The sequence below is a fragment of the Halorubrum sp. 48-1-W genome, assembly GCF_003287355.1.
GTDB lineage: Archaea > Halobacteriota > Halobacteria > Halobacteriales > Haloferacaceae > Halorubrum.
In genome coordinates, this window is record NZ_QMIM01000016.1 from 81,765 (window position 1) to 98,337 (window position 16,573).

Consider the following 16,573-nt stretch of genomic DNA (forward strand, 5'->3'; position numbering starts at 1 on the left):
CAAAAGGTATAGTTCGTGTCCGATACATGCGTCGCGCATGGTCCCTCCACTCAGCCGCTACGGTCGCCGTATCGTCGTCGTACTCCTGATCGTCGGTCTCTTGCTTCCGCTCGCGACGGGCGGCGTCGCAGCCCAGTCCGTTACCGGTGCGTCCGGATCGATCGTCGTCGACGAAGGCGAGACGGTCGACGGGATCGAGGGCGTCGCCGGAACGATCGTCGTCCGGGGGACGGTCACCGGCGACCTCTCAGGTGCCGCCGGATCGATCCGGATCGCCGAGACCGGTCGCGTCGAGGGGAACGTCGACGCCGCCGCCGGTACCCTTGTCGTCGACGGAACGGTCGAGGGCGACGTCCGGACCGGCACCGGCTCCTTCGAACTGACCGACACCGGTCGAGTCGACGGGTCCATCGACGTCGGCGCGGGCTCGATCGTCGTCGACGGGACGGTCGGCGGCGACGTTCGCGCGGCCGGCGACTCGGTCGCCATCGGGCCGAACGCGGAGGTCGGCGGCGAGTTCCGGTACGACGCGGAGGAGTTCACGCGAAGCCCCGACGCGAGCGTCGCGGGCGGCGTCGTCGAGGACGCGAGCCTCCGCGGCGACGCCGGGATCGGCTTCGGGATGGACGTCGCCCCCTCGTGGTTCGGCACCGCCTACGCCTTCGCGGCCAACCTCGTCCTCGGCGCGGTGCTACTCCTCGCGTTCCCCCGATTCTCCCGTGACGTGGCCGCCCGCGTCGAGACCGACCCACTCGCGAGCGGCGGCATCGGGCTCTTGACCCTCGTCTCCGTCCCGCTCGCGCTCCTCCTCGTGACGATCACGATCGTCGGGATCCCGCTCGCGTTGCTCGGGATCGCCGCCTACGTCGCCGCGGTCTGGATCGCCGCCGTGTACGGCCGATACGCGGTGGGGGTGTGGGTCACGCGAAGACTGGGCGCCGAGAACCGGTGGATCGCGCTCGTCGGCGGACTCCTCGGGTTCGCGATCCTCGGGGCGATCCCCATCGTCGGCGGGGTCGTCGAACTCCTCGCGCTACTGCTCGGACTGGGCGCGCTCGCCTTCGGGCTTCGCGACCGGTATCGGCACGGGAGGCGGACGACGGACGGGACGAACCGTTCCGACTTGACGTGACCTCGCGCGGAGTGGAATAACCACATACGGTTTCTCCTCGTCGGATCGTGATGCGTGCCGGTTACCGACAAGCCTCAAGTCAGTCTGCCAGTTTCGTGGGATCGAATGGAGAATTTCGGCGACCAATCGACCCGATCGCGGCTCGAGTTCGACCGGAGAGAGCTCACCGGGGAGATAGGGGATTCGGTTACGGTCATCCCGCTGATCGTCGCGCTGGCGTTGTTGACCGAGGTGTCGCTCCCGCACGTGCTCGTCGGCTTCGGCGTCTTCCAGGTCCTCTGGGGTGTCGCCTACGGGCTCCCGATCTCGGTGGAGCCGATGAAGGCGCTCGCGGCGCTCGCCATCGCCGGGGCGCTCACCTACGCCGAGCTCGCGCTCGCCGGACTCGCGCTGGCCATCGTTCTGCTCGCGATCTGATTCTCGGGGACGCTCTCGGCCGTGGAGTGCTGGATCGGCGATCCGGTCATCCGCGGGATCCAGTTCGCCGTCGGGCTGGTACTGCTCGAAACGGGCGTCCGGATCGGGCTCGAGGACCCGCTGTTCGGGGTCGCGGGGCTCGCGATCGCGGGACTCGCCGTCGTCGTCGGGCGGCGAGAGGCGGGCGAGCTCGCGTCGCCTCCTCAAACGCCGTCCGCGATCCGGCGAGCGACGCGGTCGCGGTCCTCGCGGATCCGGTCGACGAGCGTCGCGATCGACGCCAGCACCGGGTGGTCGGGACCGTCCATCGGCGCGTAGAGGTACCCGTAGAATCCGGTCTCGACGTCGTCGGCGACGCGTTCCGGCGACATCGGCGGGTCCCGAAGCGTCGACTGGCGATCGTCCGCGACGGCCTCACACTCCGACTCGAGCTCGCCGAGCCGTTCCCAGACGTCGATCGAGGCGTCGGCCCGCCGTCCCTGCTGGATCCCGTCGAGGTGCTGGTTCAATCGGCTACGGCGACGATCGATCCCGGAGAGCGTCGTGTCGGCGTCGGCGAGCGCGTCGAGTTCGGCGTCGATGGCGTCCGCGAGCGACCGCCTCGCGGCTGACGCCCGCCGGCTCCGGTCGACGAGCGCGGACTGTAATCCCGGCGAGAGCGTCCCGTTCGACGCCAGCGACACGGTCGTGTCCGGTCCCAACTCCGCCGCGATGCTCTCGCCGACGGTCTCGTCGTACTCCTCGGAGTAGTGTGGTAACGACATTACGGTGTCCCGGTACGTATCGAGGACGCGTCTGAGTCGTATATCGCCGACCCCCCAGTCGCCGGTACCGTGGCGCGTACCGACCACCTGTGTGGCGGGCGCGGACGGTGCCGTCGCCTCCGTCGGACACGGATCGAGCGCGGTGATGCGGTCGGCGAACTCCTCGAAAGCGTCGTGTTCGTCCATGACGCGCCGTCGCTCGCGCCGACAGACCGTCTCCGCGTCGCGGACGTACGCGAACGTGAGGAGCGCGAGCAGTCCCACGAGCGCGACGGCGGTGACGACGCCTGGTTCCGTCGCCGTCGCCGACAGCTCACACGAGAGACTCGTACACTCGGGTTCCAAGGCGGCCTCGCTCGATACCCTGAAGGCGACCTCGCCGCCCCGATTCACGCTCATAATTTCGTTAACACATCGCACATTCAAAACCGTTGTGGCAGGTGTCACGCCGTGAACATCGGATCCCCGTCCCGGGACCGGACGGCCCGTTCGGACGGGGCGCGACCTCGATATCGAGACGACGGGGACGAGTCGGTGGGCCGACAACCCAGCGGACCGACGGGTCGGGTCACGGGCTCTCGGACGCGGCGCTCTCGCGGATCGGCGACCGGGTCGACGCGCTCACTCCACGACGCCGTCGTCCGTGATCACGGTGTCGATCATTCCGACGGGGGTCGCGTCGTAGCTCGGGTTCTCGATCGTCACGCCCTCGACCGGCTCGCGCATCACCTCCACGGCGTCGCGGAACTCGTTTTCGAACCGGAACTCCTCTATCGTCTTCGCGCCGGAGCCGACCGCGGTGATCGGGACGCCGAGCTCGCGGGCGGTGACGACGATCGGGAACGTCCCCACCCGGTTGTAGTAGGTGCCGCCGGTGATACACGTGATCCCGAGCAGGACGCGGTCGCAGTCGCGGAGCGCGTACCCCATCGCGCTGTCGACGACCATCCGCGCGTCGACGCGGTCCATCCCGGCGAGCGCGCGTGCCGTCTTCCGGCCGAGCGTCCGCGGGCGCGCTTCGGTCACGTACACCGTCATGTGTGCCCCCTCGCTGGCGGCCGTCTCGATGGACTCGAGGACGGTCGTGGAGTAGTCGTGGACCAACAGGGTGTCGCCGTCGACGATCCGTTCGGCGGCGTTGGCCGCGGCCGCCGCCTTCGACGTCTCGACGTCCGCGACGACGCGGTCGATGACGTCCTCGAGGAGCTGTTTGGCCCCCTCGACGGTGGTCGGTTCGCCGACGATCGAGCGCTCGACCTCGCGCATCGCGTTGTGGAGCGCGGCGTGGGAGGGGTTCGACCGGCGCAGTACGCCCGCGTTGTGCTCGAGGTCGCGCTCGAACTCGTCGACGGTGATGTACTCACGGTCGAGCAGTTCCGCGAGCGACTCCGTCGCCTTCACGGCCACCGCGGAGGTGCTGTGGGTCCGCATCGCCCGGATCTCGGCGACCGTCTCGTCGATCATGTCCGGAGAGTCGACGTCCCGGTTAAAAGGGATTGCGGGGTTTCGTTCCCCCGCCAGCAGGCTTATATTGGTGAGCGAACGTGTTCATACACGAGATGAACGAGAGCGACGGGTCGAACGGCTACGAACGTCTGTTCGCCGACCCAGTTCGAGAGACGATGGAAGGTGCCGCCTACGGGACGTGGCGGGCGATCACGGCACCGGACGCGGTGTCGCTCGCGTTCGGGTTCCCGTACCCGGACGCGTTACCGAACGATGCGGTCGGCGACGCGGTCGACACGGTGCTGGAGGTCGACCACGAGGACGCACTCCAGTACGCCGGCGGCGACTACGCGGACGCGATCACGGAGACCGTCGTCGATCGGACCCGTGCCCGCGGGATCGACTGTTCGCCCGAGGAAGTCCACGTGGCGAACGGCGCGACCCACGCGCTGGATACGGTCGCACAGACGTTCCTCGACCCCGGTGACCTGCTCGCCATCGAGGCACCCACGTTCATGGGTGCGATACGGCTGTTCCGCAACTACGACCCCGACATCGAGGGGTACGGGATGGACGCGGACGGCCTCGACGTCGACGCGTTCGCCGCCGACCTCGAAGCTCGCGAGGAGGCGGGCGACCCGCTCCCGAAGCTCCTGTACACGGTCCCCGACTTCCAGAACCCGACCGGCGTGACGCTGTCGACCGAGCGCCGCGAGCGTCTCCTCGAACTGGCGGAGCGGTACGACTTCCTGATCGTCGAGGACGACCCGTACGGCCAGCTCCGCTACGAAGGCTCGACGCCGCCGCCGCTCAAATCGCTCGACGAGGACGGCCGAGTGATCCGAGTCGACACGTTCTCGAAGACGATCGCCCCCGGGATCCGGACCGGCTGGGTCGTCGCCGACGAGGCGATAATCAGACAGCTCGACCGGATCAACGCGGGCGGCGAGAACGTGTTGACGCTGGGGCTCGTCTCCCGGTACTGCGAGGCGGTCGACTTCGAGGCGACCCTCGAGGAGCTGTGTGCGGGCTACCGTGAGCGCCGGGACCGTATGCTCGAGACGCTCGAGGACCGGATGCCGTCGGGCACGAGCTGGAGCGAGCCCGAGGGTGGGTTCTTCGTCTGGGTCGACTTCCCCGAGGGGATCGACGCGGAGGAGCTGTTACGGACCGCCGCCGACGAGGGCGTGACGTACCTCCCCGGATCGTACTTCTTCCACGACGACCGCGGTGACGGTCACGCCCGGATCTCCTTCAGCTACGCCGCACCCGACGAGATCGAGGAGGCGATCGCGGCGCTCGCGCGGGCGACGCGCGCCGAGCTGCCGGCAGTCGAGGCCTCCGACGACTGAGGCCGGCGGTCGAGGCCCCGACGACCGGGGACCGCGAACCGGCCCGGTCCGCGTTCACGACGTACCTGCCAGCGACGGGTGTTTATCCCTACCACCCCTCTCGAGGATATGGGCTATCCCGTCACCTACCACTGTCCGCGCTGTGAGACGATCGTCGAGATCGAACGCGAGGGCTACCTCGCGGACAAGGCGGTGACGCCGTACCCCTTCGAGGGATGGACGTACGCCGGTCCCGACGAGTCGTTCGAGGGCGACGAAGCCGACGGCGTCCGGTTCGTCTGCGGCGAGAGCGACGAGGTCGTCTGGGACCCGTACGACGCGGATGACGGAGGTCCCACGGAACCGAACGCGGGATGCGGCGAACCGTTCTACCTCTCGTTCGTTCGCTACGAGGAGGGACGGGAGGTCGACCCACGGGCCGAAAGCGAGTTCGTGCGGATCGATCCGGATCCGCGTCCGTCGGGCCCGACGGGCCCTGACGGTCCCGGCGGCGGCTTCTGGTGACGGACCACGTCGAACCCGCCGGATCGGCGACGTTCGAGCCTCCTGGCGTCCGTCCAGCGACTTCCCGTGACGCCCGTCTCCCGGTTCCGTGAAAACGTTCTTATATGTCCTGGTGAATCCGTCGGTATGGGAGGTCGCCCCGGGGACACGATAGAGGCGCTTCACCGCGTCGCGACCCGTCTCCAGACCGAGGACACCGCGGAGGCGGTGTGTGAACAGACCGTTACGGCGGCGGCCGACGTCCTCGAGTTCCACCAGTGTACCGTGGTCCTCCGGGAAGGCGAGTGGCTCGTGCCGTACGCCGTGTCCGAGGACACCCCACCGGACGGCGCTCGACGGATGCGCGTCGATCAGGGTTTGGCGGGCAAAACGTATCTGACCGACCGGTCGCACGTCATCGAGGAGATCGAACCCGAGGACGAAACCGATCCCGCCAAGGAGTTCTATCGCTCGGCTATCAGCGTCCCGATCGGCGATCGCGGCGTCTTCCAGGCGATCGAGACGACCACGGCCGCCTTCGACGACGACGACGTCGAGTTGGCGGAGCTGCTCGTCAGCCACACGAGCACGGCGCTCGATCGTATCGAGCGCGAGCGCGAACTCCAACAGCAGATCGATCGTCTCGACCAGTTCGCCTCCGCGGTCAGCCACGACCTACGCAACCCGCTGAGCGTCGCCCGGGGACACCTCGAGCTCGCCCGCGAGGAGCGGGACGGCGAGTCGCTTCGGAGCGTCGCGACGGCTCTCGAGCGGATGGAACGGCTCATCGGCGACCTGCTGGCGTTCGCCAAGATCGGTACCGAGGCGATGGAGCCGGAGGCGATCGAGTTGTCCCACCTCCTCGAGGAGTGCTGGGCGGGCCTCGACCGAACGGACGCGACGTTACTCGTCGAAACGGACCGAGCGATCCGGGCCGACCGGGACCAGCTCCGGCAGCTGTTGGTGAACCTGCTCTCGAACGCGATCGACCACGTCGACGGGGACGTGACGATCACCGTCGGGGAGCTCGCCGCCGGCTTCTTCGTGGAGGACGACGGCCCGGGTATCCGGCCCGACGAGCGTGCGTCCGTGTTCGAGGCCGGATACTCGCCCGGCCCGGAGGGGACAGGCTTCGGGCTGAGCATCGCCAAACAGATAGTCGAGGCCCACGGGTGGGAGATCCACGTGACCGACGGGAACGAGGGCGGCGCACGCTTCGAGATCACCGACGTCGAGTTCGCGGATTGACCCGCGTCGCCGCCGGTCCCGCGTCCGCGACCGGCAAACCCCTTAGGTGGGGACGCGAAACGGGGCGTATGGAGAGCATCAACCGGACCGCGATAGAGCTCGTCGACGAGGCGCTCGACTTCGCGGGCGAGCTCGACGTGGTGGGCTACGAGTTGGAGAACGGGGCGACCGTCATCGACTTCGGCGTCGAGGCCAACGGCGGCGTCGAGGCCGGCCTGCTGGTGACCGAGATCCAGACGGCCGGACTGGCGAGCGTGAACACCCGCATGGGCGAGGTCGCGGGCGCGCCCCGCGGGTACGTCGAACTGTCGACCGACCACCCGGCGGTCGCGCTGTTGTGTTCACAGAAGGCCGGCTGGGAGCTGGCGTTCGAGAACGGCTTCGAGGGGCTGGGCTCCGGGCCCGCCCGCGCGCTCGTCGGCCAGGAGACGGAGTTCGAGCGCGTCGGCTACTACGACTCCTCGGAGTTCGCCACCCTCGCGATCGAGTCCACGTCGCTACCCGACGAGACTGTCGCCGAGCACGTCGCCGACCTCGCCGAGGTCGACCCCGAGGGGGTCTTCCTCCCGACGTACGCCACCGGCTCCACGGCGGGCTCCGTCTCGACCGCCGCGCGCGCGGCCGAGCTCGCGGTCTTCCGCCTGCTCGAGGTCGGTTACGAGCCGACGGACGTGCTCTACGCCTCCGGCAGCGCGCCTATCGCGCCCGTCACCCACGACGAGGACCTCGCGATGGGTCGGACGAACGACGCGCTGGCGTACGGTGGGGAGGTCCACCTCCAGGTCGCGCGCGACGACGACCGGTTCGGCGAGATCGTCTCCACCGTCCGCGACGACTACGGCACCCCGTTCGTCGAGGTGTTCGAGGACGCCGACTGGGACTTCTACGAGGTCCCCGAGAGCGTGTTCGCCCCGGCGAAAGTCACCGTCGACGTGGTCGACGGCCCGGTCTACACGGTCGGCGAGACCGACGAGGAGCTACTCGCGGAGTCGTTCGGCTACCGTTGATGCGGCTCAAACCGGTCCCCGAGCCGCCGGCGGAACTGGCGGAGCTTTCGGCGTTCCAACGGGCGGTCCCGCTCGTCCCGGGGAGCACCGACGACTGCTGTGCCCGCCTGCGCGACCGGCGTGACCTCCCGAACCGCCAGCGGGCGAACGATTGGCTCGCGTTCCTCCGGACGCTCGGGCTCGTCCGAGAGACCCCTCGCGGATTCGTCCGAACCGACGCCGATCCGACACGGGAACGCGTCCGCGAGGGGCTCCGCGAGGGGGTCCTGTTCGTCCCCGAGGCGCTCTCGTTGCTACGGTCCGCGTCGCCGGCGGAGCCGGTGACCGCGGACGCGCTCTTCGCAGCGACCCGGGAGTCGGTCCCGCGTCACGACCGCGCGCGAGACGTCGACTGGGAGCGGACCTGGCGAGACCGGGCGGACCGACTCCTCCGCTGGCTCGCCCTCGTCGATCTGGCAGTGCCGGTCGAACGCGGCGGAACCGCGTCCGCAGTCGGGACCGACGAGTCGGGATACGTCGCCGGCGAGGCCCTCGAGAACGCCTGAGTCGGACGCCCATGCGTACGCGATCGGTCCGGATCTCGCCGTTCCACCCCGTGACAAGCCTTTTGCCCGGAGCCGGAGAGGGTTCGGTATGGGACGATTCGACGGGCGACGGCCGCCGGAGACGGTGTCCTACGAGCCCGCGAGCGTGAAGGACCTCCTCGTGGAGATGAAGGACACGGCGGAGCTCCTCATCGACCTCTCGTACTCGGCGGTGCTCCACGCGAGCCCCTCGGTCGCGCGGGAGGTCATCGAACTCGAACACCGGATGGACGTCCTCCAGATGCGTGCCCGGATGAGCCTCATGCTCGCTGCCCGCAACCCCAGCGAGGCGGAGACGCTCGCGCCCGTGCTCGGGGTCGTCGGCGCGGCGGACAAGGTGTCCGACGCCGCGGGCGACATCGCGAAGATCGTGCTCGAGGAGATCGGGCTCCCGGACGCGATGCGCGGCGCGCTCACCGAGGGCGTGGAGACGCTCGTCCGCGGCACCGTCGCCGACGACTCCCCCTACGACGGCCGGACGCTGAAGGACATCGACCTGGAGTCCGCGACGGGCGTTCGCGTCATCGCCATCCGCCGGGACGACGAGTGGATCCTCAACCCCGGGCCGAGGACCCGGCTGAAACGCGGTGACGTGACGCTGCTCCGCGGACCCGAGACCGGCGTCGCGGACGTCTACCCGACCCTGGCCGGCGAGCCGTTCGAGGCGGACGAGCCGGTCGAGCCCGCGATCGACGACCTCGAGCGCGCGGTCGACTCGATCGTGCTGATGAAGAACCTCTCGGAGCTCGCCGTCGACCTGGCGTACGGCTCGGTCCTCTTCGACAACGAGGAACTCGCCGAAGAGGTGAGCAACCTTGAGATCGAGGTCGACGCGCTCCAGTCGCGCTTCGAGGCGTGGACGCTCCGGGCTGCGAAGGAGGCCGACGACCCGGTGTCGCTCCGCGGGCTCATCCACCTCGGCGTCGCGACGGAGGAGATCTCGGACGCCGCCCTCGAGATCACCGAGGGCGTGTTGCGCGACATCGGCGTCCACCCCGTCGTCGAGATGGCCGTCAGGGAGTCCGACGAGATCATCACCCGCACGCAGGTTACGGGGGGGAGCGACCTCGTGGGGACGCCGATCGAGGCCGGCGTCCCCGCCACCGAGATCGCCACCAGCGTCCTCGCGATCCGCCGGCCCGACGAGGGGTGGCTCGTCGGTCCCGACCTCGACACGACGATCCGCGCCGGCGACGTGATCATCTCGAAGGGGACGCGGACCTCCGCCGCGGAGTTCGCGGAGCTGGCGGCGTGACCCGACCGGCCCACAGCTACTACGAGGCGATAGATGCCGGCGACTACGGCCGGCTCGCGGACCTCCTCGATCCGGCGTTCGTCCACGAACGATCCGATCGAACCCTCGAGGGACGCGATCGGTTCGTCGAGTTCATGCGCGACGAGCGGCCGCTCACCGACACCGAACACGTCGTCGACGCGGTATACGAGAGCGGTTCCGGCGTGGCGGTCCGGGGGCGGCTCCTCGACGCTGCCGGCGACGAGCTGTTCGCGTTCGTCGACGTCTTCGCGGTCGAGGACGGGCGGCTGGCCGGGCTGAAGACGTACGTTCGGACCGACGGGTAACGCCCGCGGTCGGTCGCCGGACGAGGGCGATCCCGCGTCCTACTTCTCGTCGACGTGGCGCACCTCGCTGGCGACGCCGCGGGTCGACTCGACCATCTCGGGGCCGGTCATCTCCGCGCGGCCGACCGCGAACGCCCTCGGCCCCTCGATGACGACCTCGTCGCCGACGCGGATCTCGTCGTCGGCGTCGACGACGCCCGGCGCGAGCACGGAGCCGTGCGGGACGAACCCGTCGATCTCGACGCGCTTCGTCGGCGCGTCGCTCTCGACCCACCGTCTCGCGCCGGCGAGCGTGAACGAGAGCGTCCCGTACTGCGGCACCATGGTCGCGAGCTGTTCGCCCGGCTCGCCCTCGCGACCGGCGTCGGGGTCGTCGCCCCACACCTGGAGCTTGGGGTAGCGCCCGGTGGTGCGGATCTCGTCGTCGTCCGGCCCGTTCGTCCCGCCGTCGCCCGAGCCGTTCGTCCCGCTGTCGCCCGAACCGTTCGTCCCGCCGGCGAACACCTCGTCGCCCGCGCCGTCGCCCAGCAGGTAGTCGGCGATCGCCCGGACCGTGTTGTGCTCGCGTTCGCGTTTACTGTAGGCCGGCTCGCCCGACAGCGCTGCGTTCAGCTCCCCGAGTGACTCGTCCGTCGTCGGGTGGTCGACGCAGGTGTACTCGAAGTCGACGTCGACCTCCCCCTCGACGCGCTCGCAGATCTCGCGGTAGCCGTGCTCCGGCACGTGGGCGACGACCCGCGAGTACTCGTTGCGGACCAGATACCGGCGGAGCACCTCGGCGACGAAGTCGATCTCGTCGGCGCTCCAGTCGCCGGTCACGACCGAGTCGTAGTGCTGGGCGGGATACGTCGTCTCAAGCTCCTGCGGGACGACCCCGATGGGCGAGGTCATCGAGACGGTGTGGCCGCGCCACTTGACCGCGTCGTGGAACTGGCGGTGGCTCTGGGAGTCGCTGTAGGGCTTCGTCGCCGAGCAGGGAACCAACACCAGCGGCTGGTCCGAAAAGCGGTTGCGGTACCGGCTCGTCACGCGGTCCGCGAACCGCCGGATCTCGACGCGGTCGAGCGTCTCGGCGGTCGCTGCCGTCACCTCCGCGTCGCGCATCAGCGGCGTCCGTTCCTCGAGGTAGCCCCACTGGTCGTCGAACTCGCGGAACGCGGCGGTGAGCCACCCCTCGTGTCGGGCCTGCCCCTCGACGTAATCCCGCAGTCGACCCGCTCGGATCCGCTCGCGGACGCGGCGCAGCTCGGCGCCGAGCGCGTTCACGTTGTGCTCGGCGCAGTCCGCACGGGTGAACTCCCCGCGGGGCTTCGCGCAGGCCGGACAGGCGCAGGGTAGCTCCGCGAGGTCCTCGAGGAAGTGTTCGGCGTCGGCGGTGAGGTACTTCCCCTGCGTGCCCTTCGTTCGCGCGAGCGACGCGTCGACGAGGTCGACGCCGGCGTACGCGAGCGTCGCGACGTTCAGCGGCGTGGCGACGCCGGCGAGGAGCAACGCCGTGTCGGCCGGAAGCGCCGACTTCGCCGACAGGATCGCGTCGCGGAACGCCTCACCGTGGCCGACGAACCCGCCAGCGTCCGCGAGGACGTAGGCGTCCGCGCCCACGTCTCGCGGGGCCTCGGCGTCGACGACCGCGGCGGTCGGCGCGTCGATCGCGGGATGGTCCACCCGGAACGACTCGCGCACCTCCTCGCGGGTCCCCGCCGGGAACGACCGGTGTGGCAACACGGTGAGCGTCGTCTCGTCCCCCTCGGGTACCTCGCGGTCGGCGGTCCAGAGGCTGCCCGCGTCGACGAGGAACGGGTCCGCGAGCGCCGGCGTGGTCACCGGCTCGGCGAGCCGGAGCTCGCCGAGCCGGGCCGCGCCGTCGCGTTCGTGGACCTCGAAGTGGTCGGTCATACGTCCCCTCGCCGGGGAACGCTCAACTCTCTTGTGTTCCGCGATACAGCCCGCGTTCCGCCGTCCGAGCCGACACATCGGTCACACGAGGGTGAATCTGCCGGGATCGAGGAGAATTCGATCGTGTCCTCCTGACCCGTCTAAAAGCCACGGGTCACCCGACCCGTGGTTGTTTAGTCGGTTCGAAAACGGCAGAAGACGTTTGAACTCCCCCTCACAGTCGTCATCCATGAGCGATGGCGAAACCGACGCCGACGAGATACGGTTTCTGTCCGATAGATACCAACAGTTGACCGAAAACCAGATGGAGAACAACCAGATCATCCACACGACGTTCTACATCAGCGTCGTCTTTTTTGGTGCCATGGTAGGTGTGATTCCGGAGATCGAGACGCGACTCTCCCGGGTGGGGCTATACGCGTTCTCCAGCGGTGTTTTCGTGTCGCTGTTGCTGTGGACGAGAACGTATCTGAACAACAGACGGGTGAACGAAGAGAAGATCAACGAGATACTGACGGAGATGAACCGGGAGGACCGGACGCTAGGAGGGATCACATCGCCCGAGAAGTACTTTCCCGATCCGGGCGATCAGCGTCAGGACTTCTGGACGAAACGGAAGGGTCGGTTCGGTTACAAGGAGATCATGCTACAGTCGTACTACGTCGGGTTGGCTCTTATCGCCGTCCTGGTCGGCCTCGTCGACCTGTTGATCGTGGGGTGATCCGTACGTGTCGATCGTGGGGTGACCCGTACGTGTCGATCGCGGAGTGACCCGTACGTCTCTCGATCGTCCCGTCCGAAGAGCCGACGGACCTACCGAACCTCTTCCATCAGTTCGTTCGCGTTTCGAACGTATTCCTTTCGCGATCCCATGTCGGCGTAGAGGTCGGCGACCACGTGAACGTAGATCGAAACGACGGTCGCGAACGTCAGGTACGGGTCGACGAACCACGTGACGGCGGCTACCCCGGCGAGGACGAGCATGTGACTGAACAGCCGCTGGTCGCGCCACAGGTCGCCGGGCTCGAATATCGACCGCTGATCCACGAAGACCCGACTCGGGCGACGCAGGCACCGCCGGACGTTCCGCCAATCCCCCAGATTGATCCGAGCGATCACGAAGTGATCGACATCGATCAGGACTCCGAGCACGACCACGTACGCCCAAACGAACAGGGGGTGGAGCGACTCCGGAGCGCCGAGGGCGATGGGGACCCCGACCGCCGCGGAAACGAGCGCGTGGTTTCGAGAGTACATCGATGGAAGCGTCTTCGAGGTCGCGGGTAGTTCTGCCGGTCACTGGTTCGTCGCCGACGGGTGAGAAAACGAGATGTTTCCCGCCGGCGCGCGGGCGGGGTGGGTCGTCCGGGCGCGACGACGCAGATCAGTACCCGCGCGTGATGAGGTAGTCCGCGAGGTCTTCGAGGAGCGCGCGCGAGTCGCTCTCCGGGAGCACTTGGAGGTGCTCCTTCGAACGGGCAGTGAGGTCCGCCGCGGTCTCGCGGGCGTACTCGATCGAGCCGGCCGCCTCGAGGACCGCCACCGCCTCGTCGACCTGCGCCTCCGTCACCTCGGCGGGCGTCTCAGCGTCGACGAGCCCGTCGACGTCGACGCCCTCCTGGCGGGCGTGGAGCGTAATGAGCGTCTCCTTACCCTCGACGAGGTCCGAACCACGCTGTTTGCCCAGATCCTCGGAGGGGACGGTGAGGTCGAGCACGTCGTCCTGGATCTGGAACGCCCTGCCGGAGTCGATCCCGTACTGGTACAGCGCGTCCGAGATCGCGTCGTCCGCGCCGAGCAGGACCGCCGCGGTCGAGGCCGCCGCCCCGTACAACACCGCGGTCTTCAGCTCGACCATCTCGAGGTACTCCTCGGGGAGGATGTCGTCGCGGGACTCGAAGGCGACGTCGAGCGCCTGGCCCTCACAGATCTCCGTACACGTCGACGCGAGCAGGCGCATCGCCTCGAGTCCGTCCGCGGGGTCCGCGCCGGTCTCGCTCATGATCTCGAACGCCTTCGAGTAGAGCGTGTCGCCGGCGAGGATCGCCGTCGACACGTCGTACTTCTCGTGGACGGCGGGGACGCCGCGCCGCAGGTCGTCCTCGTCCATGATGTCGTCGTGGATCAGCGTGAACGACTGGATCACCTCGATCGAGACGGCCGCACGCATGACGTCGACGGGCTCGCCGTCGAGCGCGTCGAACTCCCTGAAATCCGCGCTCATGGGCTCGATCCCCGTGACGGCCTCCGCAGCGAGCGTCGTCACCGTCGGCCGGAGCCGCTTGCCACCCGCCTCGAGGATGTACCGGGACGCCTCGTAGAGGCGCTCCGGGCGCTGTACGGGTAACTCCTCGTCGATAGCGGCGTTGACCAGGTCGCGCCGCTCGCGGATGGCGTCGAGCACCCGCGCCTCCGTCGTCTCGGTCGTCATTCGACTATCTGGACGGTGTTGCCGTTTTGCGTGACGTGGAGGTCACGTCCGAGCTTGTACCCCTGGGATTTGGCGAGGTCCACGTACGGCGACCGACCCTTCAGGTCCTGGTGGCCGGGGATGACGTGTTGGGGCTGGAGCGTGTCCAGCATCTCGAAGTGGCCCTCCTCGCGGAGGTGCCCGGAGACGTGGATGTCGTCGAAGATGCGGGCGCCCTGCATCCGGAGTAGCTGTTCGGACTGGTAGCGCTGGCCCTCGTTCGTCGGCTCCGGGATGATCCCCGCGCTGAAGATCACCTTGTCGCCGTTCTCCAGCTCGTAGGGGGTCTCGCCGCGACCCATCCGGGTGAGCATCGCGCGCGGCTCGCCCTGGTGGCCCGTCACGATGGGGAGGAAGTTGCCCTTCCCCTCCTTCATGATGCGCTTGAACGCGCGGTCGACGGACTTCCGGTGGCCGTACATCCCGACGTCGCCCTGGAAGTCGACGAAGTCGAGCCGCTCCGCGGTGCCCGAGTACTTCTCCATCGAGCGGCCGAGGAGCACCGGCTGGCGGCCGATCTCGCGGGCGAACTCGACGAGCGACTTCACCCGGGCGATGTGTGAGGAGAACGTCGTGGCGACGATCCCGCCGGAGTAGTCCTCGACCGACGTGAGCGTGTCGTGGAGGTGCTTCCGTGCGACGGATTCGGAGGGCGTTCGACCCTTCCGGCCGGCGTTCGTACAGTCCTCGATGTAACAGAGGACGCCCTCGTCCTGCCGGCCGATCTCGGCGAACCGGTCCATATCGATCGGGTCGCCGATGACCGGCGAGTGGTCCATCCGCTTGTCGAGCCCGTAGACGATCGCGCCCTCGGGCGTGTGGAGGACCGGGTTGATCGCGTCGATGATGGAGTGCGTGACGTTGACGAACTCCATCTCGATCTGCTCGGAGTCGCCGATGGCCATCGTGCCGCCGGCCTCCATCTTCACGAGGTCGTTGTCGACCTGGAACTTGCCCTCGTCCGCGATCTGCTGTTTGACGAGCTCGATCGTGTACGGGGAGGCGACGACCGGCGCGTCGTACCGATGGGCGAGCTTCGGGATCGCCGCGATGTGGTCGAGGTGACCGTGGGTCGGGACGATGGCCTGGACGTCGCCCTCCAGGTCGCTCATGATCCGGTCGTCCGGGATCGCGCCCATGTCGATCAGGTCGAGGCTGTGCATCTTCTCGGTCTCCACGTTGTCGTGGATGAGGACCTTACTGAGGTTCAGGCCCATGTCGAAGATGACGATGTCCTCGCCCGCACGGACCGCCGTCATCTGTCGACCGACCTCTTCGTATCCGCCGATTGTCGCGATTTCGATTTCCATGGTGTGGTAGTTCGACGCCGTCCGCCGGCGTCTCTCACTGGTTCCCCGCAAAGGAGCCGTCAGCCCCGGCGTCTAACCGCGTGTCGGTGAAGGCCCCGCTACGGCCGAGCCGCCGTCGGCTCACCGTGTCCCGCGGGAGTGTGGTGTTCGCCGATACACCGTGCCGTGTTAAAAACGTCCGGGTTCGACGGCACACTGCGGGAACGGCGAGGCCGGTCGACGGCACACTGCGGGAACGGCGAGGTCGGACATGTAGCGCGAACGCGCCGCACGAATGGGGCGAACGCGCCACACGTGGAACACGTCTCACGTCTCACGTCTCACGTCTCCCCGTGTCCCGTTGAAGGCGTTCGCCTCCCGGTATTTTTAATAGTGCGAGGGGAGGCGGTAGGGACAATGAGTGGACGACCCCTCGACGTGCTCGAAGCGTCGCTCGAGGACCCCGTGACGGTACACCTCAAGGACGGGACGACCTACTACGGGATCCTGGCCGGCTACGACCAGCACATGAACGTCGTCATCGAACCCGAAGCGGGCGTAAGCGACCGTGTCGACGGCGATATCGACGGGGAGTTCGCGGTCGCGATCGAAGACACAACGATTATACGCGGCGATAACGTCGTTTCCATCAAAGCATGACCGGCTCCGGTACGCCCTCTCAAGGGAAGAAGAACAAGACGGTTCACGTGAAGTGTCGCCGCTGTGGCGAGAAGTCCTACCACCGCACGAAGGAGCGTTGCTCCTCGTGCGGCTTCGGGAAGTCCGCGAAGCGTCGCGACTACGCCTGGCAGTCGAAGGCCGGCGACAACTGACGACGGTCCCTTCTCCGTTCCGTCCCTCGACCGCCGCCGTTCCCGATCGCTCCTAGCTCCGCGTCTCGATC

At 68.2% G+C, this 16,573-nt stretch carries 17 protein-coding genes and 1 pseudogene; 12 read left to right on the forward strand and 6 right to left on the reverse strand.

All coding sequences use genetic code 11. From position 1 onward, the window contains the following. The first annotated feature begins 37 nt into the window (after positions 1–37). On the forward strand, positions 38–1,132 hold the full coding sequence (locus DQW50_RS08540) for a polymer-forming cytoskeletal protein (RefSeq protein ID WP_112078867.1): 1,095 nt from the start codon (positions 38–40) through the stop codon (positions 1,130–1,132). Between the two features lie 105 nt (positions 1,133–1,237). Then, positions 1,238–1,744: pseudogene (locus DQW50_RS08545) on the forward strand (putative sulfate/molybdate transporter); the annotation flags it as partial. Between the two features lie 8 nt (positions 1,745–1,752). Here DQW50_RS08545 and DQW50_RS08550 read toward each other — a convergent pair. Continuing rightward, positions 1,753–2,712 carry a hypothetical protein gene (locus DQW50_RS08550; RefSeq protein ID WP_198664642.1) on the reverse strand — a complete coding sequence of 320 codons (960 nt, stop codon included), beginning with the start codon at positions 2,710–2,712 and terminating at the stop codon, positions 1,753–1,755. Positions 2,713–2,934: 222 nt separating this feature from the next. Then, entirely contained in the window at positions 2,935–3,777 is an 843-nt protein-coding gene (locus tag DQW50_RS08560; protein ID WP_112078868.1) for a translation initiation factor eIF-2B, read from the reverse strand. Positions 3,778–3,872: 95 nt separating this feature from the next. On the opposite strand from DQW50_RS08560, the gene DQW50_RS08565 reads away from it, so the two are divergent. From DQW50_RS08565 to DQW50_RS08595, 7 genes are all read left to right on the forward strand, one after another. Continuing rightward, positions 3,873–5,111 (forward strand): PLP-dependent aminotransferase family protein, encoded by a 1,239-nt coding sequence (locus tag DQW50_RS08565; protein ID WP_112078869.1) that lies wholly within the window; start codon positions 3,873–3,875, stop codon positions 5,109–5,111. Positions 5,112–5,219: 108 nt separating this feature from the next. Beyond that, on the forward strand, positions 5,220–5,615 hold the full coding sequence (locus DQW50_RS08570; RefSeq protein ID WP_112078870.1) for a hypothetical protein: 396 nt from the start codon (positions 5,220–5,222) through the stop codon (positions 5,613–5,615). Positions 5,616–5,741: 126 nt separating this feature from the next. Then, entirely contained in the window at positions 5,742–6,842 is a 1,101-nt protein-coding gene (locus DQW50_RS08575) for a GAF domain-containing sensor histidine kinase (protein ID WP_112078871.1), read from the forward strand. Between the two features lie 68 nt (positions 6,843–6,910). After that, positions 6,911–7,849, forward strand: coding sequence for a methenyltetrahydromethanopterin cyclohydrolase (mch, locus tag DQW50_RS08580; protein WP_112078872.1), 939 nt, complete (start codon positions 6,911–6,913; stop codon positions 7,847–7,849). Continuing rightward, positions 7,849–8,394 (forward strand): hypothetical protein, encoded by a 546-nt coding sequence (locus tag DQW50_RS08585; RefSeq protein WP_112078873.1) that lies wholly within the window; start codon positions 7,849–7,851, stop codon positions 8,392–8,394. The genes mch and DQW50_RS08585 overlap by 1 nt, the downstream gene beginning before the upstream one ends. 88 nt (positions 8,395–8,482) lie before the next feature. Beyond that, the gene (locus tag DQW50_RS08590; protein ID WP_112078874.1) at positions 8,483–9,688 is read left to right on the forward strand and encodes a potassium channel family protein; all 1,206 of its coding nucleotides are present in this window, start codon (positions 8,483–8,485) and stop codon (positions 9,686–9,688) included. Next, on the forward strand, positions 9,685–10,014 hold the full coding sequence (locus tag DQW50_RS08595) for a nuclear transport factor 2 family protein (protein WP_198664643.1): 330 nt from the start codon (positions 9,685–9,687) through the stop codon (positions 10,012–10,014). The genes DQW50_RS08590 and DQW50_RS08595 overlap by 4 nt, the downstream gene beginning before the upstream one ends. Positions 10,015–10,053: 39 nt before the next feature. On the opposite strand, the gene arcS is transcribed toward DQW50_RS08595, so the two are convergent. After that, a complete protein-coding gene (gene arcS, locus DQW50_RS08600; protein WP_112078875.1) occupies positions 10,054–11,910 on the reverse strand; it encodes an archaeosine synthase subunit alpha in 1,857 nt (618 codons plus the stop codon). Positions 11,911–12,139: 229 nt separating this feature from the next. Here arcS and DQW50_RS08605 point away from each other — a divergent pair, with 229 nt between their 5' ends. After that, a complete protein-coding gene (locus tag DQW50_RS08605; protein WP_112078876.1) occupies positions 12,140–12,631 on the forward strand; it encodes a hypothetical protein in 492 nt (163 codons plus the stop codon). Positions 12,632–12,723: 92 nt separating this feature from the next. On the opposite strand, the gene DQW50_RS08610 is transcribed toward DQW50_RS08605, so the two are convergent. The 3 genes from DQW50_RS08610 to DQW50_RS08620 form a co-directional block, all read right to left on the reverse strand. Beyond that, a complete protein-coding gene (locus tag DQW50_RS08610) occupies positions 12,724–13,167 on the reverse strand; it encodes a hypothetical protein (RefSeq protein ID WP_112078877.1) in 444 nt (147 codons plus the stop codon). A 127-nt stretch (positions 13,168–13,294) separates the two neighbouring features. Next, positions 13,295–14,341, reverse strand: coding sequence for a geranylfarnesyl diphosphate synthase (idsA3, locus tag DQW50_RS08615; RefSeq protein ID WP_112078878.1), 1,047 nt, complete (start codon positions 14,339–14,341; stop codon positions 13,295–13,297). Next, positions 14,338–15,690, reverse strand: coding sequence for a ribonuclease J (locus DQW50_RS08620; protein WP_112078879.1), 1,353 nt, complete (start codon positions 15,688–15,690; stop codon positions 14,338–14,340). Before DQW50_RS08620 ends, idsA3 begins: the two co-directional genes overlap by 4 nt. A gap of 396 nt (positions 15,691–16,086) precedes the next feature. On the opposite strand from DQW50_RS08620, the gene DQW50_RS08625 reads away from it, so the two are divergent. Next, positions 16,087–16,329 (forward strand): LSM domain-containing protein, encoded by a 243-nt coding sequence (locus DQW50_RS08625; protein WP_112078880.1) that lies wholly within the window; start codon positions 16,087–16,089, stop codon positions 16,327–16,329. Next, complete coding sequence (locus tag DQW50_RS08630; RefSeq protein ID WP_112078881.1) at positions 16,326–16,502, forward strand: 50S ribosomal protein L37e; 177 nt, start codon at positions 16,326–16,328, stop codon at positions 16,500–16,502. The genes DQW50_RS08625 and DQW50_RS08630 overlap by 4 nt, the downstream gene beginning before the upstream one ends. Positions 16,503–16,573 lie beyond the last annotated feature (71 nt).